Source organism: Lysobacter alkalisoli, from assembly GCF_006547045.1.
GTDB classification, from domain to species: domain Bacteria; phylum Pseudomonadota; class Gammaproteobacteria; order Xanthomonadales; family Xanthomonadaceae; genus Marilutibacter; species Marilutibacter alkalisoli.
In genome coordinates, this window is the sequence record NZ_CP041242.1 from 2,100,847 (window position 1) to 2,123,824 (window position 22,978).

18 protein-coding genes are annotated in these 22,978 nt (G+C 67.3%); 10 read left to right on the forward strand and 8 right to left on the reverse strand.

What is annotated here, in order from left to right:
• Positions 1 to 125: 125 nt before the first annotated feature.
• Together FKV23_RS09060 and FKV23_RS09065 are read left to right on the forward strand one after the other, a co-directional pair.
• Positions 126 to 2,360 carry a M3 family metallopeptidase gene (locus FKV23_RS09060; protein WP_141623560.1) on the forward strand — a complete coding sequence of 745 codons (2,235 nt, stop codon included), beginning with the start codon at positions 126 to 128 and terminating at the stop codon, positions 2,358 to 2,360.
• 115 nt (positions 2,361 to 2,475) lie between these two features.
• A complete protein-coding gene (locus FKV23_RS09065; protein ID WP_141623561.1) occupies positions 2,476 to 3,333 on the forward strand; it encodes an NAD-dependent protein deacetylase in 858 nt (285 codons plus the stop codon).
• 76 nt (positions 3,334 to 3,409) lie between these two features.
• Here FKV23_RS09065 and FKV23_RS09070 read toward each other — a convergent pair whose 3' ends face one another.
• The 4 genes from FKV23_RS09070 to FKV23_RS09085 all read right to left on the reverse strand — a co-directional run bounded on the left by FKV23_RS09070 (position 3,410) and on the right by FKV23_RS09085 (position 7,372).
• Positions 3,410 to 4,747, reverse strand: coding sequence for a glycerophosphodiester phosphodiesterase family protein (locus tag FKV23_RS09070; protein WP_208543132.1), 1,338 nt, complete (start codon positions 4,745 to 4,747; stop codon positions 3,410 to 3,412).
• Between the two features lie 166 nt (positions 4,748 to 4,913).
• Entirely contained in the window at positions 4,914 to 6,029 is a 1,116-nt protein-coding gene (gene cfa / locus FKV23_RS09075; protein WP_141623562.1) for a cyclopropane fatty acyl phospholipid synthase, read from the reverse strand.
• 111 nt (positions 6,030 to 6,140) lie between these two features.
• The gene (locus tag FKV23_RS09080) at positions 6,141 to 6,983 is read right to left on the reverse strand and encodes a DUF3298 and DUF4163 domain-containing protein (protein WP_244243958.1); all 843 of its coding nucleotides are present in this window, start codon (positions 6,981 to 6,983) and stop codon (positions 6,141 to 6,143) included.
• A 95-nt stretch (positions 6,984 to 7,078) separates the two neighbouring features.
• Positions 7,079 to 7,372: a GNAT family N-acetyltransferase gene (locus FKV23_RS09085; RefSeq protein ID WP_141623564.1), complete on the reverse strand. Its 294-nt coding sequence runs from the start codon at positions 7,370 to 7,372 to the stop codon at positions 7,079 to 7,081.
• A gap of 324 nt (positions 7,373 to 7,696) precedes the next feature.
• Between FKV23_RS09085 and FKV23_RS09090 the strand changes: the two genes are divergently transcribed.
• Positions 7,697 to 7,894, forward strand: a complete 198-nt coding sequence (locus FKV23_RS09090) for a hypothetical protein (protein WP_141623565.1) — start codon at positions 7,697 to 7,699, stop codon at positions 7,892 to 7,894.
• A 22-nt stretch (positions 7,895 to 7,916) separates the two neighbouring features.
• Here the strand turns inward: FKV23_RS09090 and FKV23_RS09095 are convergent, their stop codons facing one another.
• Both FKV23_RS09095 and FKV23_RS09100 read right to left on the reverse strand, forming a co-directional pair.
• Positions 7,917 to 8,522, reverse strand: a complete 606-nt coding sequence (locus FKV23_RS09095; RefSeq protein ID WP_141623566.1) for a rhomboid family intramembrane serine protease — start codon at positions 8,520 to 8,522, stop codon at positions 7,917 to 7,919.
• Positions 8,523 to 8,642: 120 nt separating this feature from the next.
• A complete protein-coding gene (locus tag FKV23_RS09100; RefSeq protein ID WP_167285128.1) occupies positions 8,643 to 9,437 on the reverse strand; it encodes a hypothetical protein in 795 nt (264 codons plus the stop codon).
• A gap of 228 nt (positions 9,438 to 9,665) precedes the next feature.
• Between FKV23_RS09100 and FKV23_RS09105 the strand changes: the two genes are divergently transcribed.
• Positions 9,666 to 11,471: a M14 family metallopeptidase gene (locus FKV23_RS09105; RefSeq protein ID WP_141623568.1), complete on the forward strand. Its 1,806-nt coding sequence runs from the start codon at positions 9,666 to 9,668 to the stop codon at positions 11,469 to 11,471.
• A 65-nt stretch (positions 11,472 to 11,536) separates the two neighbouring features.
• Complete coding sequence (locus FKV23_RS09110; protein WP_141623569.1) at positions 11,537 to 12,595, forward strand: YbaY family lipoprotein; 1,059 nt, start codon at positions 11,537 to 11,539, stop codon at positions 12,593 to 12,595.
• Between the two features lie 29 nt (positions 12,596 to 12,624).
• Here the strand turns inward: FKV23_RS09110 and thpR are convergent, their stop codons facing one another.
• Complete coding sequence (thpR, locus tag FKV23_RS09115) at positions 12,625 to 13,212, reverse strand: RNA 2',3'-cyclic phosphodiesterase (protein WP_141623570.1); 588 nt, start codon at positions 13,210 to 13,212, stop codon at positions 12,625 to 12,627.
• A 253-nt stretch (positions 13,213 to 13,465) separates the two neighbouring features.
• Between thpR and FKV23_RS09120 the strand changes: the two genes are divergently transcribed.
• From FKV23_RS09120 to FKV23_RS09135, 4 genes are read left to right on the forward strand one after another with little or no spacing between them, the layout of a single operon-like run.
• A complete protein-coding gene (locus FKV23_RS09120; RefSeq protein ID WP_141623571.1) occupies positions 13,466 to 14,086 on the forward strand; it encodes a TetR/AcrR family transcriptional regulator in 621 nt (206 codons plus the stop codon).
• Between the two features lie 4 nt (positions 14,087 to 14,090).
• Entirely contained in the window at positions 14,091 to 14,810 is a 720-nt protein-coding gene (locus FKV23_RS09125; RefSeq protein ID WP_141623572.1) for an ABC transporter ATP-binding protein, read from the forward strand.
• Between the two features lie 4 nt (positions 14,811 to 14,814).
• Positions 14,815 to 17,184 carry an ABC transporter permease gene (locus FKV23_RS09130; protein WP_208543133.1) on the forward strand — a complete coding sequence of 790 codons (2,370 nt, stop codon included), beginning with the start codon at positions 14,815 to 14,817 and terminating at the stop codon, positions 17,182 to 17,184.
• Between the two features lie 19 nt (positions 17,185 to 17,203).
• Complete coding sequence (locus FKV23_RS09135) at positions 17,204 to 18,493, forward strand: efflux RND transporter periplasmic adaptor subunit (protein WP_141623573.1); 1,290 nt, start codon at positions 17,204 to 17,206, stop codon at positions 18,491 to 18,493.
• A 73-nt stretch (positions 18,494 to 18,566) separates the two neighbouring features.
• Here FKV23_RS09135 and FKV23_RS09140 read toward each other — a convergent pair whose 3' ends face one another.
• Positions 18,567 to 20,444: an ATP-binding cassette domain-containing protein gene (locus tag FKV23_RS09140; RefSeq protein WP_141623574.1), complete on the reverse strand. Its 1,878-nt coding sequence runs from the start codon at positions 20,442 to 20,444 to the stop codon at positions 18,567 to 18,569.
• A 161-nt stretch (positions 20,445 to 20,605) separates the two neighbouring features.
• On the opposite strand from FKV23_RS09140, the gene FKV23_RS09145 reads away from it, so the two are divergent.
• Positions 20,606 to 22,693: a S8 family serine peptidase gene (locus FKV23_RS09145; protein ID WP_141623575.1), complete on the forward strand. Its 2,088-nt coding sequence runs from the start codon at positions 20,606 to 20,608 to the stop codon at positions 22,691 to 22,693.
• The last annotated feature ends 285 nt before the right edge of the window (positions 22,694 to 22,978 follow it).

A 22,978-nucleotide genomic window follows, 5' to 3' on the forward strand; every position in this document is an offset into this window, starting at 1 on the left:
ACCGTTAAGCAGAACGTACCCATGCGAATGCCCGCTGCCCGCCTGCACGGCCATGGCTTTCGTCATGGGTGGCCCCGGGGCCCATCGGTTAGGCTTGAGGATTCCTGATGACGAGGTCCTGTCCGATGAAACATCCTCTTGCGTTGGCCTTGGCCATGGCGCTGACAGCCACCGCTGCCCTTCCCGCCCATGCCCAGTCCGCCAACACCGGTGCCACCCAGTCTCAAACCAATATGGACCAAGCCGCCAATCCTTTCTCCGCTCCAAGTCCGCTGCCGCTGCACTACCCGCAGTTCGACAGGATCAAGGACAGCGACTTCGGCCCGGCCTTCGACGAGGGCATGGCACGGCACCTCAAGGAGATCGAGGCCATCGCAGGCAACCCCGAACCGCCGAGCTTCGAGAACACCATCGTCGCGATGGAGAAGAGCGGCGACGTGCTCGGCCGCGCCGTCTCGGTGTTCTTCAACCTGGTCGGTACCGACACCAACGACACCCGCAACAAGCTGCGCGCCGAGTACGCGCCGAAGTTCGCCGCCCACCAGGACGCGATCAGCCTCAACGGCAAGCTGTTCGAGCGCGTCGCCACGCTCCATGAACAACGCGACCAGCTCGGCCTCGACGCCGAGGGCGTGCGCCTGATCGAGCGCTACCACACCCGTTTCATCCGTGCCGGCGCCCAGCTCAGCGACGCCGACAAGACCAAACTGAAGGAAATGAACGCCGAGATGGCATCGCTCGGCACCCAGTTCACCGACAACGTTCTGAGCGAGGTCAATGCTTCGGCCGTGGTTGTCGACGACGCGACCGAGCTCGACGGCCTGACCGAATCGCAGATCGCCACCGCCGCGCGCATCGCCAAGGAACGCGACCTGGACGGCAAGTACGTCATCACCCTGCTCAACACCACCGGCCAGCCGCCGCTGTCGCAGCTGACCAACCGCGCATTGCGCCAGCGCATCCACGAGGCCTCCGTGGCGCGCGGCAGCCGCGGAGGCGAGTTCGATACCACCGCCATCGTCTCGCGGATGATGAAGTTGCGCGCCGAGCGCGCCAAGCTGCTCGGCTACCCGAACCACGCCGCCTACGGCCTGGAGGACCAGACTGCCAGAACCCCGGAAGCGGTCAATGCGATGCTCGGCCAGCTGGCCCCGGCAGCGGTCGCAAATGCCAAGCGCGAGGCCGCCGACCTGCAGGCGATGATCGACAAGGAACAGGCCGCCAAGGGCGAGCCCTCGTTCAAGCTCGAGCCGTGGGACTGGGCCTTCTACAGCGAGAAGGTCCGCGCCGAGAAGTACGCCTTCGACGAATCGCAGCTCAAGCCGTACTTCGAGATGAAGAACGTGCTGGAGAACGGCGTGTTCTTCGCCGCCGGCAAGCTCTACGGGCTGACGTTCAAGGAGCGTAGCGACCTGCCGAAGTACCACCCGGACACCTGGACCTACGACGTGTTCAACGAGGACGGATCGCAGCTGGCGATCTTCATCTTCGATCCGTACGCGCGCGACTCCAAGCGTGGCGGCGCGTGGATGAACTCCTACGTCTCGCAGTCGGGCCTGACCGGCTACAAGCCGGTGGTCGCCAACCACCAGAACATCCCCAAGCCGCCGGAAGGCGAGCCGACCCTGCTGACCTGGGATGAGGTGACCACCATGTTCCACGAGTTCGGCCATGCCCTGCACGGCATGTTCTCGGACGTGGAGTACCCGTTCTTCAGCGGCACCAGCGTGCCGCGCGACTTCGTCGAGTATCCCTCGCAGGTCAATGAGATGTGGGCCGACTGGCCGGAGATTCTTGCCAACTACGCCAAGCATCACAAGACCGGCGAACCGCTGCCGCAGGCACTGCTGGACAAGGTGATGGCGGCCTCGCTGTTCAACGAAGGCTTCCGCACCACCGAGTACCTGGGCGCAGCGATGCTCGACCAGCGCTGGCACCAGATCACCGCCGACCAGGTGCCCGATGCCGATGGGGTGATGGCGTTCGAAGCCACCGCTCTGGCTGCCGACGGCATCGACTTCAAGCCGGTGCCGCCGCGCTACCGCACGCCCTACTTCAGCCACATCATGGGCGGCTACTCGGCCGGCTACTACGCCTACATCTGGTCCGAGGTGCTGGACGCCAACAGCGTGCAGTGGTTCAAGGAAAACGGCGGCCTGACCCGCGCCAATGGCGACCACTTCCGCAAGACCCTGCTCTCGCAGGGCGGCAGCCAGGACGCGATGAAGATCTTCCGCGACTTCGCCGGTCACGATCCGAAGATCGAGCCGCTGCTGGAGAAGCGTGGTCTGGTGCCGATGGCCGACGACAGCGCCCCACCCCAGTCCCAAGGGGAACTGGAAGGTGCGACCGAGGAGTAATCGGCCTCTACCCGACCGCTGCAATACCCAGCGCCGCCCGGATTCGTCCGGGCGGCGTTTTTCGTGATCCCGGGGCATGGCGCAGCCGCTCAAGCCGACTGCTAGCATTCGCGACATGTCTGCCGTGCTCCCGGACCTGCCCGATGCGACCGATGCCACGCATGCCCTCGGCGAATGGCTGCAAAGGCATGCCCGCCTGCTGGTCCTGACCGGCGCCGGCTGCAGCACCAATTCCGGCATCCCCGACTACCGTGACGCCAATGGCGAATGGAAGCGGCAACCGCCGATCACCTTCCAGGCATTCACCGGCGACCCGCTGGCGCGCGCCCGCTACTGGGCACGCAGCCATGTCGGCTGGCCGGTGATGGGCCATGCCAGGCCGAACCCCGCACACCACGCCCTGGTCCGGCTGGAAGCACAAGGCGGCATCGAGCTGCTGGTGACCCAGAACGTCGACGGTCTGCATCAGCGCGCCGGCAGCCGGGCCGTGGTCGACCTGCACGGACGGATCGACACGGTCGTGTGCCTCGGCTGCGATCTGCGCCTCGGCCGCGCCGACGTGCAGGCCATGCTGGATTCCCTGAACCCCGATTGGCGCGGACTGCACGCCACCACCGCGCCGGATGGCGACGCCGACCTCGACGGCCTCGACTTCGGTCGCTACCGGATACCCGATTGTCCCGCCTGCGGTGGACTGCTCAAGCCCGACGTGGTGTTCTTCGGCGAAAGTGTGCCGCGCGAGCGCGTGGAGGCAGTCAGGGCCGCCCTCACCCGTGCAGATGCGATGCTGGTCGTCGGCTCGTCGCTGATGGTCTACTCGGGCTACCGTTTCGCCCGCGCCGCCCGCGAGCTGGGCCTGCCGCTGGCCATCCTCACTCGCGGTGTCACCCGTGCGGACAATCTGGCGACGTTGAAGATCGAGGACGACGCGACCCTCGTGTTGCCGGCGGCGACGGGGACTTCGTTCTCCTGATCCCTCCCTCCCCTTCCCGGCGGCGATACGGCCTCCCTGCCGCATCGCCGCCCCGCTTTCCCGCAATGTCGTCCGGTCAGTGCCCGCCGCGCGGCGGAGGCGCCAGGCGATTGGCTTCGAGAAACAGTTCGCGCGCCTTCACCCCCAGGTCGGGCTGATCGATGAAGAAACCGTTGACGCCAAGCCCGTACAGCTGCAGCGCTTCGGCCGTCACCGACGACACCTGGCCATTCGGCGACTGCGCAAGGTAGTTCTCTTCCGCGCGCAAGGTATACGGGTGCACCAGCAGGCCCTGCTCCAGCGCATCGGACAGCATCGGGTGCACCAGAGCGGTGCTGCGGGTGGTGACCTGCGCTTCGCCGTCGCCATCGGCGTCGATCGGCGGGTCCAGCGGCAGGCGCGGCATCAGGTTGCCCTTCCACGGGCCGACGCCACTGGCATAGTTCGCCTTCATCCACGCCAGCGCCGGCGCGGTGGTCAGGTCGCCGTAGCGCGTGTCGACGGTAAGCCCGCCGTCCACCACCGTGCCAAGGCCACCGTAGATCGCGCCCAGGTCATTGCCCTGGGAAAAGTTGTAGTGCAGGTCGTAGGGCATCGCGCCATCGAAATCGTCATAGAGCTGGACCAGCGGGAAATCGACACCGGCTCCCGGCATGACGACCTTCTCCAGCTCGATCAGGTTCTCGACCTCGAAGCTCTGGATGAACACCCGGTCCGGATCGGTGAAACCTTCCGCGACCAGGGTCTCGACGATCTTCGCGCCCAGCGAGATGTTGATCGGGGTGCCGTCCAGATGGACGCCTTCGCTGGCGAAGTACGTCGGGTGCTTGGTCTCCGGGTACACGCCGATGCGGCGCTTGCCGCGGCTCTCGCGCTTGGCCAGCTGGACCACCTCGGCAAAGGTCGGTACCGGATACAGGCCGTCGTAGCGGGTGTTGCCCGGGCGGATGCCGGGGATGCGCTCCTTCGCCCGCAGCGTGCGCAGTTCGGCGAGGGTGAAGTCCTCGGTGAACCAGCCGGTCATCTCCCGGCCGTCGATGACCTTGGTGGTCTTTCGGTTGGCGAACTCGGGTCGGCTGGCGACGTCGGTGGTGCCGGAGATCTCGTTCTCGTGGCGGGCGACCAGCACGCCGTCCTTCGTTGCGACCAGGTCGGGCTCGATGAAGTCCGCACCCTGCCGGATCGCGAGGCGGTAGGCCTCCAAGGTATGTTCGGGGCGATAGCCGCTGGCGCCGCGGTGGGCGATGACGATCAGGTTGCCGTTGTCGTGGCGATCGTGGCCCTGCGCATGCGGTCCGCTCATGGCTGCCTCATGCGCGACGGCCAGCGGAGCCAACAGCAATGCCGTGCCGGCAAGGGCCATGCGGGTGAAGATCGCGCGGGCGGGATACGCGCGGCGGGAACTCGTGTCCATCAAGCTGCCTCCAATGGCAAGACCGCATCGCGGCCGGGGATAGTCGATGTGTCGACTCCCCCTGTCCGTCAGTCGACGGGCCCAGATTGATGAACGCTGGTTTCGACCACGTTACCGGAACACGCCAGTTGCATGACCTTGTGACCGATGTCAGTCCCACGTCATGTCAACGCGGCGCGACGTAGCCGCCGGGCACGCCCCCGGGTGACAGCATGATCTGCCAGAGCTGCGCCTTGCGGGTGCGGAAGGTCGCCATCGAGCCGGCCAGGTAGAAACGCCACATGCGACGGAAACGTTCGTCGTAGCGGGCATCGAGCCCGTCCCATGCCGCCTCCACGTTTGCCCGCCAGGCCTGCAGGGTGCGGTCGTAGTCGGTGCCGAAGTTGTGCCAGTCCTCGATCACGAACCGTCCCTCGGCGGCCGCGGCGATCTGCGCAGCCGATGGCAGCATCGAGTTGGGGAAGATGTAGCGGGCGATCCACGGATCGGTCGCGCGCCGCGACTCGTTGCTGCCGATGGTGTGCAGCAGGCACAACCCGTCCGCGGACAGGCAGCGCCGGACCCCCTCCATGAAAGTCGCATAGTTGGCATGGCCGACGTGTTCGAACATGCCGATCGAGAGGATGCGATCGAAGCGCTCGTCGACATCACGGTAGTCCTGCAGGCGGATTTCCACCGGCAGGCCCTTGCACAGCTCCCGCGCGAACGCGGCCTGCTCCTGCGAGATGGTGATGCCGACACCAGCCACCCCATAACGCTCGGCCGCGAACTTCAACGTTTCGCCCCAGCCGCAGCCGACGTCCAGCAAGCGCATGCCCGGGCGCAGGCCGAGTTTGCGGCAGGCCAGGTCGAGCTTGGCCTCCTGCGCGGCGTCGAGGTCGCCGGCATCGCGCCAGTAGCCGCAGCTGTAAACCAGCCACTTGCCGAGCATGGCCTGGTAGAGGTCGTTGCCAAGGTCGTAGTGACGGCGCCCGACCTCGCGGCTGCGGCGCCGGGTCTGCAGGTTGAACCAGCGCGCGCGCAGGTGGTCGACCGCGGCCTGCCAGCCCCTTACCCTGCGGTCGAGCCGCGCCTTCATCAGCCGGGCGATGAAACCGTCGAGCGAGCCCACGTCCCACCAGCCATCCATGTAGGACTCGCCCAGTCCCAGCGAGCCCTGCGACAGCACCCGCGCATAGAAGCGCTCGTCATGGATCCGGGGGTCGGTTTCGTTCGGACCGTCCACCTGCACCCCGGCCCCGGCCAGCAGGCCCAATACCTTGCGCTTGATCGGGGAAGACATTCCGGCCATGACCACCTCGGCTTGCGACAAGATCGATTGCCGTCCAACTCTCCCGGCCCGGCCACGTGCGGTCAAGATCAGTGCAATGGCCATCGCACCGGATGGGCGATCCTACAGATCGGCGAACAGCTTCCGGTACTCCGGCACGATGTGTGGCAACAGGAGCTCCGTTGGCAGCTCCACGACCTGCTCGCCGTCCGAATAGGGCCCGACCTGATAGGGCGGGAACACGAAACGGATCGCGGTCACGCGGCCGTCCGCTCCGGTGACAGGTTCGAACTCGCTGTAATTCTCCGCTTCCGGCCCGGTGCCGTCGTCGATCATGCGGCCGGCATCGCGCATCATCCGGCTGCGCTCCGCCGGCTCAAGGTCATCGGCATCCAGCCGCTGCGACAGTGCCGTGTGCAATCGCTCGCGCACCATCGAGGACACCGCGTCCCAGCCCTCGCCCTCCGCAATCAGGTCGGCAGCCCGCAACCGTCTGTTCTCGCCGGGCAGCCAGACGAAACGGGCCAGCAGTGGCGAACCATGAGCGCCGCCGGTGTAGCTGCTGCCATCGGCGGCGATCGCGAACACCAGCGGAGTATCCGTCACCTGGGTGAAGGTCAGCGACAGGTCGTACATCGAGCCTGTCTCTTCCGGCGACCGCGCCGCCACCGCCTGCATCAGGTCCGCGCGCGCATCGTCGGCATAGCGCTTCAGCTCCGCCGCCAGACCGGGGTACTTCATCGCCGAGGGCGGGAAGCTGATCCCGATGACATAGTCGGCAGTGACTTCCGAGACGTCGTTCAGTTCGACCGGCCCCTCGTCTAGCGGGGCTTCCCCAGGCTCCGGCGACACGGCCCCCGGTGCACCGGCGGCCGCTGGCGTCTCGGGCGCCTTGCCGCGGTCACAAGCGACCACAGCAGCCAGCATCAGGGAGAGGACGATCAGGAGACGGGGAGAGTTGTGCATATCAGGCATCACAGGGGAGTCGATTCGCATACGTTATCGACCCGATTGTGATGCAGGCATCACGAAAACGGTGCGAACCTGCCGGCCGGCCCGCCTCAGACCAGGAGCGAGGCGTACTCCGGGCGCCGTTTGGACCAGGCCTCGGCGTATGAGCACTGGGTGCGAACCTTCAGCCCCGCTTCGCGGGCGTATTCGAAGGCGGCACGGACCAGGCGGCTGGCGATGCCGCGCCCGCCAATGGGCTCCGGCACCCAGGTGTGGGTCACGACCATCGTCCGGCCATCCATCTGGTAGTCCAGGTAGGCCTTGGCACCATCGACCGTGGTGGCGAAACGATGGACGGCGACGTCATGGTGTATCTCAGGCGTGGGGGATTCTTGTTCGGTCATGCAGCAACTCCTTGGGTCGAAACGCCCGTAAGCCGGGGCCCCTTCGGACATGCCATTGGCAGCGGGGGGCACGAAGCCGGCCATTCGGAACAGGTGCCGGTTGCCCGGCGGCCGTGCCCCAAGTATGGCCGGATCACGAAAAAACGCATCCCCCATATCCCGTATGCCTGAAGCCAGCCAAAGGCCGCCGTCTGGCCTGGGACACGACCACAAATGACATATCACGTCACATTTCGTGGCCGATCCGCATCACAAGAAACGTTGTCTAGGCTGGCACGGTATATGCGTGGCTTCGCATTGCCGCCGAATGAGGGGGAACCCGCGATGACCAGCAACCAGATTGCCCTGATCCGCTCCGCCAGCGACTCGATCCTGATCGACCGCCTGTTCGCCATGGCCCGCAGCGAAAGCGCAGACAACGACGAACTCGCCATCATCGACGCCGAGGTCTACGAGCGCTTTGCCAGTTCCTACGAGCAGCCGCTCGACGAAATGGCCGCCGGGAACCACCTGATCGCCTAGCCGGTGGGGCCTGCAGTCGCGTCTACCTGAACGACGGGTTGGCCAGCTGCGCCAGGAAATGGCTGCCCACCCGCGGCTCCATCAGCAGCATGAACAGTACGCCGTAGATCGCGCCGGACAGGTGCGCGCTGTGGTTGACGTTATCGCCGCCGCGCCGGTCCATCCAGAACGAGTACGCGACATAGGCCACCGCATAGACGATCGCCGGCATCGGCAGGAAGAACACGAAGATCAACGACCACGGCGACAGCAGGATGAAGGCGAACAGCACCGCCGATACCGCACCCGACGCGCCCAGGCTGCGATAGTGCGGATCATGCCGGTGGCGCAGGTAGGTCGGTAGGATCGAGATCACGATCGCCGACAGGTAGAACAGCACGAAGCCGACCGGCCCGATCCACTGCGACATCACCTGCTCGATCAGGCGGCCGAAGAAGAACAGCGTGATCATGTTGAACAGCAGGTGCTGCCAGTCGGCATGGATGAAGCCATAGGTGACCAGCCGGTCGTACTGGCGATGGCGATCGATCGCCGGCGGCCACAGGATCATCCGCTCCAACAGCCGCGGTTTCTCGAACGCCTGCCAGGACACCAGCACGGTGATCGCGATCAAAACGTAGGTCAGCATCGGTTCTCGCTATCGGATCGGTGGGCTACGGTTCTGCCCTTCGCACCCGGAAAGCCGGAAGGAGCCAGGACATGAAGCGGCAAGCCTACCCGATGCTGCCGGGCGATGGGATGGCGATGCCTATTCGGCCTCGACCGCCACGCTGCCTGGCACCTCTTCCACCTCCAGCTCGTAGCGGAAGTTCTGCATCATTTCGCGCGGGCCGTGGCGGTAGCCGGCGGCGATTGCGAGCTGGTAACTCCCTGGGGGCAGCGGCTTGAGCATCAGCCAGTAACCGTCGCTGGCCGCCGGTCCGGGCTGGCCCGGGCCGCCCGCGAAACAGCCACCGGATGCGACCCGCATGCGGGCGAGTTCACCCAGCGGGCGTCCATCGATCAGCACCAGACCGGACATGACGTGGTCGGCCGCCTCGGCGGCGATGCGCTGCATGTCGTCGCAGGAACGGCGTCCGTCCGGTGAACCCGGCGGCGGTTGCTCGCCCTCCAGCCAGTTGATCACGGGAACCAGCAGGTACTTGTCGGCCGGGACCCGGCACTTGCGGACCGCATCGAACCGGCCATCGGTGCCGGCCAGGAACCACACCGGCCCGTCCTGGTGCAGTCCGCACTGGCTGCCGTCGCGTGCCTCGAAAGGCCGCTCGCCGGTCGGGAACCGGCCTGCCCACTGCCACCACCGGATCGTCCACTCGGCCTGGCTTTCGCCCGCCACGTCGATCACCCCGGGCAACCAGTAGCCATCGAGCGTTCTCGCCTCGGGCTCGGCCGCGGGGGCTTCGTTCGCATCGATCAGTCCCAGTTCCTTGCCGGCATCCTGGATCTCCCGGCAACCGGCCATCAGCACGACGCCCGCAAGGCACGCCATGCCGAGCATCCACCTGCAGCGCGCAGTCGGCACCATGTCAGCCCCCCTTCTCATCGACGCTGTCCCCCTGATGGGACCTGATCATCGCACGACAGCCCGCGACGGGGTTGGATGCCTGCCTCCATTTGAAAAGGAGATCACGGTTTGATTCGGGTCGTCAGCTGCGGATGCGGATCGGACTGCTGACAGTATCTGTCGGCAGGATCGTGTTTCCGGCCGGGATCGGTGCAGAGCCTCCGCTACCATGTGGCGCTTCACCGACTCGCAGAACAGAGCCGCACGATGAACCCCGTCCGCCCGACCGCCCTTCTCCTCGCCCTGTCGCTTGCCGCCACCCTGGCCGGCCCGCGGGCCGTAACTGCCAGCGAGCTGACCACCGTCTCCGAACGCAGCGGGTTCATGAAGACCGGGCGCTACGACGAGGTGATCGCGCTGTGCGATGCGTTCGCTGCCCGCTATCCGGACGCGGTGCGCTGCGAGACCTTCGGCACCACGCCGGAGGGGCGGCCGATGAAGCTGCTGGTGGTTTCGCGGATGGGCGCTTTCACACCGGAAGCGGCCCGTAGCAAGGGCCTGCCGGTGACCCTGATCCAGGGCGGCATCCATGCCGGCGAAATCGATGGCAAGGACGCCGGCTTCCTGGCGCTGCGCGAACTCCTCGATGGCGACGACGCAACCGGGATGCAGGAGGGCATCCTTGAAAACCAGGTAATGCTGTTCGTGCCGGTGTTCAACGTCGACGGCCACGAGCGCTTCAAGGCCTGGAACCGGCCCAACCAGCGCGGCCCGGAGGAGATGGGCTGGCGCACCACCGCGCAGAACTACAACCTCAATCGCGACTACGCCAAGGCCGACACCCCCGAGATGCGCGCCCTGCTGGCGCTGTACAACGCCTGGGACCCGCTCGCCTACATCGACCTGCACGCCACCGATGGCGCCCAGTTCGAACACGACATCTCGATCATGGTCGAACCGCTCAATGCCGGCGACCAGGCCCTGCGCGAAGTCGGCCGCAGCTTCCGCGACGGCGTGATCGCAAGCCTGGCCGAACACGGCTCGCTGCCGCTGCCGTTCTATCCGTCCTTCGTCGAATACGACAACCCGGCCTCCGGCTTCGAGGACGGTGTTGCGCCGCCACGTTTCTCGCACGGCTACGCACTGACCCGCAACCGGCTCGGCATGCTGGTCGAGACACACTCCTGGCGCACCTATCCCGAGCGCGTGCGCTCGACCCGCAACACCATCATTGCCGTGCTGGAGATGATCGCCACGCATGGCCGTGAATGGCAGGCCGTCGCCCGGGCCGCCGATGGCCGGGCCGTTGCCCTGCCCGGCCATCCGGTGCCGCTGGACTACAAGGCCACCGACAAGGCCCGCACGATCGAGTTCCGCGGTTACGCGTATACGCGCACGCCATCCGAGGTCTCCGGTGCGCTGATGACACGCTACGACGAATCCGTCCCGCAGGTGTGGAAGGTGCCGTTGCGCGACGAGATCGTGCCCGGCCGCGTGATCGCTGCCCCGCGTGCCGGCTATATCGTTCCGGCCGCGCATGCGGACCGGATAGCGGAACGGCTGTCCGTGCACGGGTTGCGCTTCTCGCGCATCGGCACGGCACTTTCCGGGATGGAAGTGGAAACCTTCCGCGCCACGTCGAGCCGCTTCGCCGGGCAGTCGCTCGAAGGCAGCCAGCGGCTCGACATCGAAGGCGAATGGAAACCCGAGACCCGCGACATCGCCGCCGGTGCGCTGTTCGTGCCCGCCGCCCAGGCCGGCATGCGCCTGGTGATGGCGCTGCTGGAGCCACAGGCACCGGATTCGCTGGCGGCCTGGGGGCTGTTCAACAACGCCTTCGAGCGCAAGGAGTACATGGAGGACTATGTCGCCGAGGAGGTCGCCCGCGAAATGCTGGCCAACGACCCGGCTGTCCGCGCCGAATTCGAGCAGCGTCTGCGCGATGACGAGAGCTTCGCGGGGGATCCGCGCGCACGGCTGGAATTCTTCTATCGCCGCCATGAATCCTGGGACGACCGTTTCGGCCTGTATCCGGTGATGCGGGTCGACCACCAGCCGGGCACCGCACGATAACGCGACCACAACAATTCCCGCGGGATACTGGCGCGCCAGCCACATACCCATCTCCTGGAGCCTCCATGTCCCGCCTTCATGTCGCTACCCTGCCCGCCTCACTGCTTTGCGCGACTCTGCTTTGCGCGATGCTCGCCGCCTGCGGGTCGGGCACGCCGACCGGCAACGCCGGCGATACGCCGGAGACAACCGAAGCCACAAGCGCCAGCATCACCGGCACCGTGGTCTATCGCGAGCGGATGATGCTGCCGCCCGGCTCGCGGCTGCAGGTCCAGCTGGTCGACACCCTGCTGGCCGACACACCGCGGGCGGTCGTGGCCGAAACCACGGTCGAGGATGCCGGCGCCTCGCCCATTGCCTTCACGCTCGACTACGACCCGGCAAGCATCCGCGACAACGGCATGTACGGCCTGCATGCCTCGCTGTACGGCCCCGACAACCGCCTGATGTTCGTGACCGACACCCGCCATGCGGTGGCACCGGGCAGCGAGGCCCCGGTGGAGCTGTTGATGCGGCAGGTCCCGGCGGGCGAGGTCGCGACGCCGTCCGGACCGTCGGCCGACATCCGGCGCAGCCATTGGCAGTGCGGCGAACTGCGCGTGGACAGCAGCTTCGACCCGGCGATCGATGCGACGACACTGTCCTGGTCGGGCCGCACCCTGGTGCTGCCGCAGACGGTGACCGCCTCCGGCGAGCGCTATGCCGACGAGCATGGCAACGAATTCCGCAGCAAGGGCGATTCCGCGATGCTGACGCTGTCGGGTCGTCCGCAGGTGCAATGCACCTCCGCGGACTCGCCCTCGCCCTGGACGGAGGCGGCCGAACGCGGGATCGCCTTCCGCGCTGCCGGCAACGAGCCGGGCTGGTGGGTCGAGGTCGGCAGCGGTGCGGCACCGGCAATGAATGCCGTGCTCGACTATGGCGAACGCAGCCTGGAGATCGCCCGCGCCCAGCCGGGCGGCAACGGGTATTCCGGCTCCACCGCCGATGGCGTCGCCGTCAGGCTGTCGATAGAGCGCCGCGCCTGCGAGGACGGCATGAGCGGCGAGGCCTTCGACGCCCGCGCCGAACTCAGGGTGGGCGACAACACCTATACCGGTTGCGGAGCGTTCCTGCGGGATTGATCGGCGCCAGCCTGGCCAGGCCGACAGGCTCAGTCGCGCAGCGTCCAGCGCCCCAGCTCGGTGTAGGCGAATTGTTGCCGCATGTCGCTCTGCAGCAGGCTGAAGGCGGCAACGCGCCAGGCGACCGGCAACGGGAGCGCGGTGTCGGGCCAACGACGCGCCGCATCACGGACCACGGTCACATGCGGTGTCAGTTGTTTCCCTGAAAGCGTGCGTATCGATTCGCGGGCCAGCGCCAGGCCCAATCCATCCCACAGTGCCCGCAGCCCGTCGGGCATGACAGCGCACCCCAGCCAGCACGGTGCCGAGCGGATCGGAAAACTGCCGGCCCGGTCGAGCACCAGGTCGAAGGCCGGAATCCGGATACGCTCCGCTGCCCTGCATGCCGCGTCGACGACCCGGCGACAGTCTTCCGGATGCTCGCCGAGGAATTGCAGGGTCAGGTGATAACGATGCGGCTGGATCCTGCGTCCGCCGCTGTCGAACCCGGCATCCAGGCGCCGGGCCACGGCATCGATACCGGCACGGACGGCAGCCTCCGGCCAGAGGGCGAAAAACAGGCGATAGCGCGGGGTGCTGTCGGTCCGGTCGAAACCGGCGAGATCGAGTTGCTGCATGCCGACAGTCTAGAACCTGTCGAAACCGTCGGTGACGCCACGGCTCCCTGGCAGCGCAACCCGAAGCCGCCCCGATATCACGGCGCGACGGATCGCACGGCTCCTTTGCCGACGGTTGATCCCGATCAAGCCCGCACCCGCGATCACGTGATCCGATGGCCACGCCTTGACACCCCGGACGGTCGGGACAAAGATTGGACCAGTTGGTCCAACCAGTCAGTAAGACCAATCGGTCAAGACCACGAGACAGCCCATGCCCCGCCCCCGCTTCCACAAACTCGACCTCCAGCGCCGCGAACAGATCCTCGAGATCGCCGGCGAGGAGTTCGCCACGCACGGCTACGACCAGGCGTCGCTCAACCGCATCATCGAACGCCTGGGGCTGAGCAAGGGCCAGTTCTATTACTACTTCGACGACAAGATCGACCTGTTCCAGGCGGTCATGGACTGGGCCTGGGCGCTCGGCGTGCCGGAGGAGATCGGCGACTTCAGCCACCTGCAGGCCGATACCTTCTGGCCCACCCTGGAGCGGCTGTCGGAACGTTCACGCGCGCTGCTGCGCGAGCGGCCATGGTACGTCGGCGTCTGGCGCCCGCTGTACCACCCGCCGGCCGATCCGCGGGCACGCCAGGTCGCGCAGGAAAAGATCGAGCAGGTCGACGCGATCCGCATCACCTTCATGCGCCACGGGCAGAAGATCGGCTGCATCCGCGACGACATGCCCGGGGACCTGCTGATGACCGCGATCTTCAGCCTGCGCGCGGCCATCGACCGCTGGTTCGTCGACCACTGGGATGAACTGACGGCCGAGCAGCGCGACACCCTGCCGCGGCTGATGCTGGACATGTTCCGGCGCATGTTCGAAGAGCCGTGATGCCATGTCCCCCGAGCAAGCCACCGCCGCATTCGAGGTCGAGGGCCTCAGCAAGGTCTACACCATGGGCGAGGTCCGGGTGCAGGCACTGGACGATGTCGACCTCAGCCTGCGCGACGGCGATTTCGTGGTCCTGCTCGGGGCCTCGGGCTCGGGCAAATCGACCCTGCTCAACCTGCTCGGCGGACTCGACACCCCAAGCAGCGGCCGCATCCTCTACCGCGGCGAGGTGCTCGATGCCGACGACGAGACCGCCCTGACCCGCTATCGCCGCCACCATGTCGGCTTCGTGTTCCAGTTCTACAACCTGATCCCGAGCCTGACCGCACGCGAGAACGTGGCCCTGGTGACCGAGATCGTCGACAACCCGCTCCCGCCCGAGGAGGCGCTGGCGCTGGTCGGCCTCGAGCACCGGCTCGACCACTTTCCCTCGCAGCTTTCCGGCGGCGAGCAGCAACGCGTGGCGATCGCGCGCGCGGTGGCCAAGCGCCCGGCGGTGCTGCTATGCGACGAACCGACCGGCGCGCTCGACCTGGCCACCGGCGTGGTGGTGCTCAAGGCGCTGGCGCAGGTCAACGTGGAAATGGGCACCACGACCCTGGTGATCACCCACAACGCATCGATCGCCGACATGGCCGACGTCGTGCTGCACATGGCCGACGGCCGGATCGTTTCCTCCGAGCGCAACACGCGCAAGCGCTCGCCCGACGAGTTGAAGTGGTGAGGCCGTGCGCATTTCGGCCCTGAACCGCAAGCTGCTGCGCGACCTGTGGGCGATGGCGGGCCAGGTACTGGCGATCGCGCTGGTGCTGGCCGCCGGCATGGCCATGTGGGTGATGTACCTGTCGAACTTCCAGTCGCTGCAGCGCAGCCAGCAGTCGTACTACGAGAACCAGCGCTTCGCCGACGTGTTCGCTTCGCTCAAGCGGGCGCCCGGGTCGCTGGCCGACCGCATCGCCGACATCCCGGGCGTGGTGCGCGCCGAAACGCGGGTGGTGGCGGACGTGGTGCTCGACGTGCCCGGCCTGCAGGAACCGGCCAGCGGCAGGTTGATCTCGGTGCCCGCGGACCGGCGCCCGGCGCTGAACGACCTGTACCTGCGCGAAGGCCGCTGGATCTCGCCCGGCCGTCCTGACGAAGTGCTGGCCAGCGAGGCTTTCACCCAGGCACATGGCTTCCACGTTGGCGACCGCTTCGCGGCGATCATCAACGGCCGCAAGCGCACGCTCGACATCGTCGGCATCGTACTGTCGCCGGAGTACGTCTACAGCATCCGCCCCGGGGAACTGGTCCCGGACGATCGCCTGTTCGGCGTGTTCTGGATGGAGCGGCGCGCGCTGGCCAACGCCTTCGACATGGAAGGCGGCTTCAACGACGTCGTCCTGAAGCTGGCGCCGCAGGCACAACCTGACGACGTGATCGCGCGGCTGGACACGCTGCTGGAACGCTACGGTGGCCTCGGCGCGATCCCGCGCGCGCTGCAGCCCTCGCACTGGACCCTGGAGTCCGAACTGCAGCAGTTGCGCAGCATGGGTATCGCGGTGCCGGCGATCTTCCTGCTGGTGACCGCCTTCGTCCTCAACGTCGCCCTCAGCCGCGCGCTGGCGCTGCAGCGGCCCCAGTTGGCCGCGCTCAAGGCATTGGGGTATCGCAACGACGAACTGGCCTGGCATTACCTGAAATGGGCGCTGGCGATCGCGACGCTCGGCGCGTTGCTGGGCGTGGCCGCCGGCGCCTGGCTCGGCGCGGGCATGACCGACCTCTACGCGCAGTATTTCAGCTTCCCGCAGACCGACTACCGGGTTTCGCCGGGGGTGGTGCTGGGCGCGATCGCGGTCAGCCTGCTCACGGCGATGGCCGGGGCGTATTCGTCGGTGCGCCGCTCGGTCCGCATCCCGCCGGCCGAGGCGATGCGGCCCGAGCCACCCGCGCGCTACCGGCGCAGCATCATCGAGCAACCCGGGCTGCGCCAGCGGCTGGGCATGGCGATGCGCATGATCCTGCGCAACCTGGAACGGCAGCCGCTGCGTGCGCTGGCTTCGATCACCGGCATCGCGTTCGCCGCCGGTATCCTGCTGTTCGGGTTCTCGCTGATCGCTTCGACCGAGCGCCTGATCTCGCTGCAGTTCTCGGTCGCCGAGCGGCAGGACGTCACGGTCAACTTCGTCGAGCCCGCCTCATCCTCCGCCCACCACGCACTTGCGCGGCTGCCCGGCGTCCTCGCGGTGGAACCCCAGCGCACGGTCCCGGCACGCCTGCGCGCCGGCTTCCGGCACCGGGACCTGGCGATCACCGGGCTGTCCCCGGATGCCCGGCTGCGCCGCATCGTCGACATGGACGGCAAGGCGGTGGCGTTGCCGCCCGATGGCCTGGTGCTGTCGACGATGCTGGCGCGCGTGCTCGACGTCGTCCCGGGCGACCGCGTGGCGCTGGAGGTCCTGCAGGGCCACCGGCCGCAGCTGGAAGCGACCGTCGCCGCGCTGGTCGATGACTCGCTGGGCCTGTCGGCCTACATGGACATCGATGCGGTGCGCCGCATGATGCGCGAAGGCGGCACCCTGTCCGGCGCGGCGATGAAGATCGACCTCGCGCAGGAGCAGGCCCTGTCGCAGGTGCTGAAGTCGCTGCCGAGCATTGCCGGGGTCGCGATCAAGCGCACCGTGATCGAGAACTTCCGCGAGACGATGTCGCAGAACATCGGCCTGATGATCACCATCAACGTGCTGTTCGCCGGCATCATCGCCTTCGGCGTGATCTACAACGCCGCGCGCGTGTCGCTGTCCGAGCGCTCGCGCGAGCTGGCCAGCCTGCGCGTGCTCGGCTTCACCCTCGCCGAGATCTCGCTGATCCTGCTGGGCGAGCTGGTGATCCTGACCGCGGTCGCGTTGCCGTTCGGCGCCGTGCTTGGCCATGGCATGGCGCAGGCGATGGTGAAGTCGATCGAAAGCGAGGTCTACCGCTTCCCGCTGGCCACCACCCCGGCCACCATCGCCTGGTCGGCGCTGGTGGTCATCGCCGCCGCCACCGTATCCGGCCTGATCGTGCGACGCCGCCTCGACCGGCTCGATCTGGTCGGCGTCCTGAAAACCCGGGAATGAACCACGAGGAGTCATCACGATGCCGCGTCCTGGAGCAATGTTCCAAAGGATTCCCGCTTTCCTCCGCCGCTTCGGATTCCTGAAGAAGCGCAGCGTCTGGCTGGGCGGCGCCGTCGTGCTCGCCCTGCTGCTCGTCGCGCTGTGGCCGAGCTCGACCGAGGTCGACCTCGCCACCGTGACCACCGGCGAGTTGCAGGTGACCGTCGACGAGGAAGGCGAAACGCGGGTGCGCGAGCGCTACATGGTGTCGGCCCCGGTGGCCGGCGAGATCCGCCGCATCGAGCTGGAGCCGGGCGATGCGGTCGAGGCCGGGCGCACGGTCGTGGCCCGGCTTCGCCCGTCCGCGCCGGTGCCACTGGACATGCGCGTGCGCGCCGAGGCCGAAGCCGCGATACCGGCCGCCGAAGCCGCACTCGCACGCGCCGAGGCCGAGCGTGCACGCGCGGCGACGGTGGCCACGCGCGCGCAGCAACAGTACGAACGACTGCATGCGCTGCAGGACAGCGGTGCCATCGCACGCGACGCGATCGATGCACAGGAAGCCGAAGCGAAGGCTGCACGCGATGCCCTGCTGTCGGCGGGACACTCGGTCGACCAGGCACGGCATGAACTCGCCGCGGTGCGCGCCCGGCTGATCCACCAAAGCACGGTCACCGAAGAAGCGGCCGCGCAAGAGCCCGAAAACGCCTCGTCCGCCCGTGGCGGCACCGACCTGCTAGTCTACGCGCCAGCGGATGGCGTGGTCCTGCGGCGCCTGCGCGAGAGCCGCGGCGTGGTCCAGGCCGGTGCCGACCTGCTGGAGATCGGAGATGCGCGCCGGCTGGAGATCGTCTCCGACCTGCTGTCGTCCGAAGCGGTGCGGGTGTCGCCGGGCGACGCGGTGCTGATCGAGCAGTGGGGCGGCAGCGACACCCTGCGCGGACGGGTGAGGCGCATCGAACCGGCCGGTTTCCTCAAGGTCTCCGCGCTCGGTGTCGAGGAGCAACGGGTCAACGTGATCAGCGATTTCGAGGACCCGGTCGAGGCGCGCGAAGCCCTTGGCGATGCCTACCGCGTCGAAGTCCGGATCGTGGTCTGGCACAAGGCCGAGGCGACCCGACTGCCGGTCGGCAGCCTGTTCCGGGAAGACGGCGACTGGGCGGTGTTCGTCGCCGACGCCGGACGTGCGCGCCTGCGCAAGGTGGCCGTGGGCGCACGCAACAGCCGCGAGGCGGAGGTGCTGGACGGCCTGGACGCCGGCGAACGGGTGGTGCTCTACCCGGCCGACGACCTGCGCGACGGTGCACGCATCCGGCCACGCGGAAACTGATGGCACGGCTGGCTGCCCCGCGCTCGATCATTGGCACGGACCGCGCTAGTTCACTGCAAATCCGGCCCAGTGATCAGGCGCCGGCATCTTCCAGTTCGGCCCAACGCGCATAGGCGGTGTCGAGCGCGGCCTGGGTCTCGCCGAGCTCGGCGGTATGAGCCGTGACGGTCGCCGGATCCTGCTGGAAGAACGACGGATCGTTCATCGCTTCGGTCAGTTCGGACAACCGGGTTTCCAGTTGTTCGATCCGGACCGGCAGCTGCTCCAGCTCACGCGCGTCCTTATAGCTGAGCTTGCGGCGGGCGGGTGTCGGCGTCGGAGGCGAAACCGGTTCGGCTGCCCGCCTGCCACGCTCCGGTTCGGGTTTCGGCTTCGACCGTTGCCGCTCCCAATCGCTGTAGCCGCCGATGTATTCGCCGACGCGGCCCGCCCCTTCCATCACCAGGGTCGAGGTGACCACGTTGTCGAGGAAATCGCGATCGTGGCTGACCAGCAGCAAGGTGCCGGGATAGTCGGCCAGCATCTCCTCCAGCAACTCCAGCGTCTCGACGTCGAGGTCGTTGGTCGGTTCGTCCATCACCAGCAGGTTGGACGGCTGCGCGAACAGCCTGGCCAGCAGCAGGCGGTTGCGCTCGCCGCCGGACAGGCGGGTGATCGGCGCGCGGGCGCGTTCGGGCGTGAACAGGAAGTCCTGCAGGTAGCCGATGACATGCTTGGACTTGCCGCCGACTTCGACAAACTCGCGACCCTCGGCAACGTTCTCCAGTGCGTTCCAGTCCTCGCGCAGGGTGGCGCGGTACTGGTCGAAATAGGCGACCTGCAGGTTGCTGCCCAGCCTCACCTCGCCTCGCGGCGGCGCCAGCTCACCCAGCAGCAGCTTGATCAGGGTGGTCTTGCCGCTACCGTTCGGACCGATCAGGCCGATCCGGTCGCCGCGCATGATGGTGGTGTCCAGACCCTGCACCAGCACCTTGTCGCCGTAGGCGAAGCCAAGCCCCTTCGCTTCGATGACCTTGCGCCCGGACGCCTCGCCCTGGGCCAGTGCCATCTTCACGTTGCCCTGCTGTTCGCGACGCTCCACGCGCTCGGCGCGCATCTGCTTGAGCCGGCGCACGCGGCCTTCGTCACGGGTACGCCGGGCCTTGATGCCCTGGCGGATCCACACTTCTTCCTGCGCAAGCATCTTGTCGAAGCGGGCGTTCTCCTGCGCTTCCGCGTTGAGGCGCTCTTCCTTCCGACGCAGGTAGTTGGCCCAGTCGCCGGGCCAGCTGGTGACCTGGCCACGGTCGATCTCGACGATGCGGGTAGCCAGCGCGCGCAGGAAGCGGCGGTCGTGGGTGATGAACACCAGCGCCCCCGGCCAGCCCTTGAGGAAGCTTTCCAGCCAGTCGATCGCCTCGATGTCGAGGTGGTTGGTCGGCTCATCGAGCAGCAGCACGTCCGGCGTCGACACCAGTGCCCGGGCCAGCAGCACGCGGCGTTTCATGCCGCCGGACAGGCTGGCGAAGGTCGCGTCGCCATCGAGGTCGAGCTTGTCCAGCGTCTCGGTTACGCGCTGGTCCAGCGACCAGCCTTCGGCAGCCTCGATCCTGGCCTGCACCCGCGCGAGTGCGTCGGTGTCGACCGTCTCGGCATGGCTGAGGTGGTGGAACTCGGCCAGCCACGCGCCCAGCTCACCCAGACCGTCGGCCACCACGTCCCAGACATCGCCTTTGGCGCCGGCCGGCACCTCCTGTTCGAGCCGGGCGATGCGCACGCCCTCGGCGCGGCGCACCTCGCCATCGTCGGGTTGCAGTTCGCCATCGATCAGGCGCATCAGGGTGGACTTGCCGGCGCCGTTACGGCCGATCAGGGCAATACGCTCGCCGGGCTCGATGGACAGCCCGACTTTTTCGAGCAGCAGGGGACCGCCGACGCTGTAGTCGACGTCTATGAGATTGATCAGGGACATCCGCACATTCTAGAGCCACAGCCTGTTCAGCCGCTCCTCGTGAACCAACCGGCGCCGGCTGGGGGCAATCCCCCAGCCGCGGTGGGGGGTTCCCCGGATGGTTTCATCGGATACGGAACCGCAAAGTCATGGCGTTCACCCCATCTTCACGGAGCACACCGATGCGCCTGTCGTCCCCGCTGACCCGTACCTCGCTCGGTCTTGCCATTGCCGCCGGCCTGGCCTTCTCCTCCAGTGTCAGCGCCGAGGCGCTGATTTCCGGCGACCTCCAGGCACGCCTCGCCAGCAAGCCCAGCCATGAGGTCATCGTCACCTTCAGCGACAGCGGCAAGGTCCACCAGCTGCTCAACCTGACCCCCAGCACGCTGGTGATGCAGGAGCTGCCGATGGTCGGCGCCGTGCTGACCAGCGCGCAGGTGCGCGAGGTCGCGAGCTGGGACGGCGTCGAGAGCCTCTACTTCAACGCCCCGCTGAAGTACTTCAACTACGAGGCCGGCGAAATCACCGACGGCCACAAGGTCCACGACCATATCGGCCTGTACGGCAATGGCGTGACCGTGGCCGTGCTGGATTCGGGCGTCGACGCCACCCACCCGGACCTCCCGCTCGGCAGCAAGACGGTCCAGAACGTCAAACTGATCGGCGACCTCGGCCTGGTCGGCGTCAGCACCTATCTGGAAAACCAGCCCAACACCGACACCAGCAGCGGCCACGGCACCCATGTCGCCGGCACGGTCGGCGGCACCGGCGCGGCCTCGGCCAATGATCCGCGTCGCCCGAACTACTACGCGGGCATCGCTCCGGAAGCCAGCCTGATCGGCCTCGGCGCCGGTGAAGCGATCAGCATCCTGTACGCACTGATGGGCTTCGACTGGGCGCTGGCGAGCCAGGACCGCTACGACATCGACATCATCACCAACTCCTGGGGCAGTTCCAACAGCGTCTACGACCCCAACAACCCGATCAACAAAGCCAGCTACGAGGCCTACAAGCGCGGCATGGTGGTGACCTTCGCCGCCGGCAACGACGGCCCCGGCCAGGACACCCTCAACCCGTACGCGATCGTGCCGTGGGTCATCAACGTCGGCTCCGGCACCAAGGCCGGCGACCTGTCCGGCTTCTCCAGCCGGGGCCTGGAAGGCGACTTCTACAAGCACATCGACGTGGTCGCCCCCGGATCGAGCATCGTCTCCACCCGCGCACTCAATACCCCACTGCCCGTGCTCGGCCCGGTCCTCGACCCGACCAACCCGGGCTACACCGCCTACTACGCCGGCATGAGCGGCACCAGCATGGCGACCCCGTTCGTGGCCGGTGTCGCCGCACTGCTGCTGGAAGCCAATCCGGACCTGTCGCCCGACCAGATCGAGCGGATCCTGGTGGACACCGCGACCCCGATGCCCGGCTACGGTTATCACGAGGTCGGCGGCGGCTACATCAACGTGCTGGCGGCCGTCGATCTCGCATCACGCACCGAAGGCAGGCGCACCGAGTTCCTCGATGGCATGACCGCCTGGTCGAGCCAGGGCCAGTGGAACGGGATCTCCGACGGCGACGCCCTGCTCGCCTACGGCGGCACCTGGCAGACGGTAGCCGCCAGCGGCGCGACCGATGGAAGCTACCTGAAGTCCAGAGTCAGCAAGAAGTCGGTGCCGCGCGTGAACCTCTCCTTCAACGGACCGGCGCTGCAGCTGCAGTACCCGCGCGACAACAAGGGCGGCCTGGCCGACGTCTACATCGACGGCGTGTTCCGCGGCCGCATGAGCTTCTTCAACGAAACCGCCGACTTCGGCGGCCGCTTCGCGGTCAACAACCTGTCCTCCGGCATCCACAAGGTCGAGATCCGCGGCATCCAGGGCAACGTCTACTTCGATGGCGCCCTGCTCGATGGCCGGCTCATGGCCAGCAACATCAGCCTGACCGAGCAAACCGAGACCTTCACCGGCCTGATGGGCCCGTCGGCGGAAAACCTGCAGATCGATGAAATCCCGTTCGAGGTCGGACAGGACACCGTTTCGATCAGGGCCGCCCTGGAATGGGATGCGGGCGCCGTGGACCTGGACTTCTACCTGCTCGACCCCCACGGCCAACCGGTCGCCTCGGCCGCCAGCCTCGACAACCCCGAAGTGCTGGAATACGCGGTGACCGAGCCCGGCACCTACACCTACCAGGTGACCGGCTACATCTCGGTGCTGTCGAACTACACGGTGACCAGCACCCAGAGCAAGGCGGTTGTGATCGCCGAATAAGCATCCCGGCCACCTCGCCTACCCCGCCTGGCACATCGTCGGGCGGGCAAGGCGCGATCCTCTGACCTGTCACGGGGCGGCGCATGCGCCGCCCTGTTCCATCTGGGCGCGTGCGTCCTTCCTGTGTGGAGTGTGGAGGATGGGACAGCGGGCTGGCGTGCAGTCGGGGCGGCGTTCGGCCACAAGCGGACATAGACCAACGCCAGAACTAAGCTGAGCCGCGAAGCCGCTTCGGCTTGGCCTTGAGTAGCGTCATCTGCTGCGCTGCTTTGCACACCAATGGCA

What these genes read in the sequence shown, in the direction of transcription:
- FKV23_RS09090 (WP_141623565.1), top strand. Translation starts at nt 7,697, where the DNA reads ATGACCAGCAACCAGATTGCCCTGATCCGCTCCGCCAGCGACTCGATC.
- cfa (WP_141623562.1), bottom strand. Translation starts at nt 6,029, where the DNA reads ATGTCTTCCCCGATCAAGCGCAAGGTATTGGGCCTGCTGGCCGGGGCC.
- FKV23_RS09145 (WP_141623575.1), top strand. Translation starts at nt 20,606, where the DNA reads ATGCGCCTGTCGTCCCCGCTGACCCGTACCTCGCTCGGTCTTGCCATT.
- FKV23_RS09125 (WP_141623572.1), top strand. Translation starts at nt 14,091, where the DNA reads ATGTCCCCCGAGCAAGCCACCGCCGCATTCGAGGTCGAGGGCCTCAGC.
- FKV23_RS09085 (WP_141623564.1), bottom strand. Translation starts at nt 7,372, where the DNA reads ATGACCGAACAAGAATCCCCCACGCCTGAGATACACCATGACGTCGCC.
- FKV23_RS09110 (WP_141623569.1), top strand. Translation starts at nt 11,537, where the DNA reads ATGTCCCGCCTTCATGTCGCTACCCTGCCCGCCTCACTGCTTTGCGCG.
- FKV23_RS09105 (WP_141623568.1), top strand. Translation starts at nt 9,666, where the DNA reads ATGAACCCCGTCCGCCCGACCGCCCTTCTCCTCGCCCTGTCGCTTGCC.
- FKV23_RS09095 (WP_141623566.1), bottom strand. Translation starts at nt 8,522, where the DNA reads ATGCTGACCTACGTTTTGATCGCGATCACCGTGCTGGTGTCCTGGCAG.
- FKV23_RS09060 (WP_141623560.1), top strand. Translation starts at nt 126, where the DNA reads ATGAAACATCCTCTTGCGTTGGCCTTGGCCATGGCGCTGACAGCCACC.
- FKV23_RS09120 (WP_141623571.1), top strand. Translation starts at nt 13,466, where the DNA reads ATGCCCCGCCCCCGCTTCCACAAACTCGACCTCCAGCGCCGCGAACAG.
- FKV23_RS09140 (WP_141623574.1), bottom strand. Translation starts at nt 20,444, where the DNA reads ATGTCCCTGATCAATCTCATAGACGTCGACTACAGCGTCGGCGGTCCC.
- FKV23_RS09100 (WP_167285128.1), bottom strand. Translation starts at nt 9,437, where the DNA reads ATGAGAAGGGGGGCTGACATGGTGCCGACTGCGCGCTGCAGGTGGATG.
- FKV23_RS09135 (WP_141623573.1), top strand. Translation starts at nt 17,204, where the DNA reads ATGCCGCGTCCTGGAGCAATGTTCCAAAGGATTCCCGCTTTCCTCCGC.
- FKV23_RS09070 (WP_208543132.1), bottom strand. Translation starts at nt 4,747, where the DNA reads ATGGACACGAGTTCCCGCCGCGCGTATCCCGCCCGCGCGATCTTCACC.
- FKV23_RS09065 (WP_141623561.1), top strand. Translation starts at nt 2,476, where the DNA reads ATGTCTGCCGTGCTCCCGGACCTGCCCGATGCGACCGATGCCACGCAT.
- FKV23_RS09080 (WP_244243958.1), bottom strand. Translation starts at nt 6,983, where the DNA reads ATGCACAACTCTCCCCGTCTCCTGATCGTCCTCTCCCTGATGCTGGCT.
- thpR (WP_141623570.1), bottom strand. Translation starts at nt 13,212, where the DNA reads ATGCAGCAACTCGATCTCGCCGGTTTCGACCGGACCGACAGCACCCCG.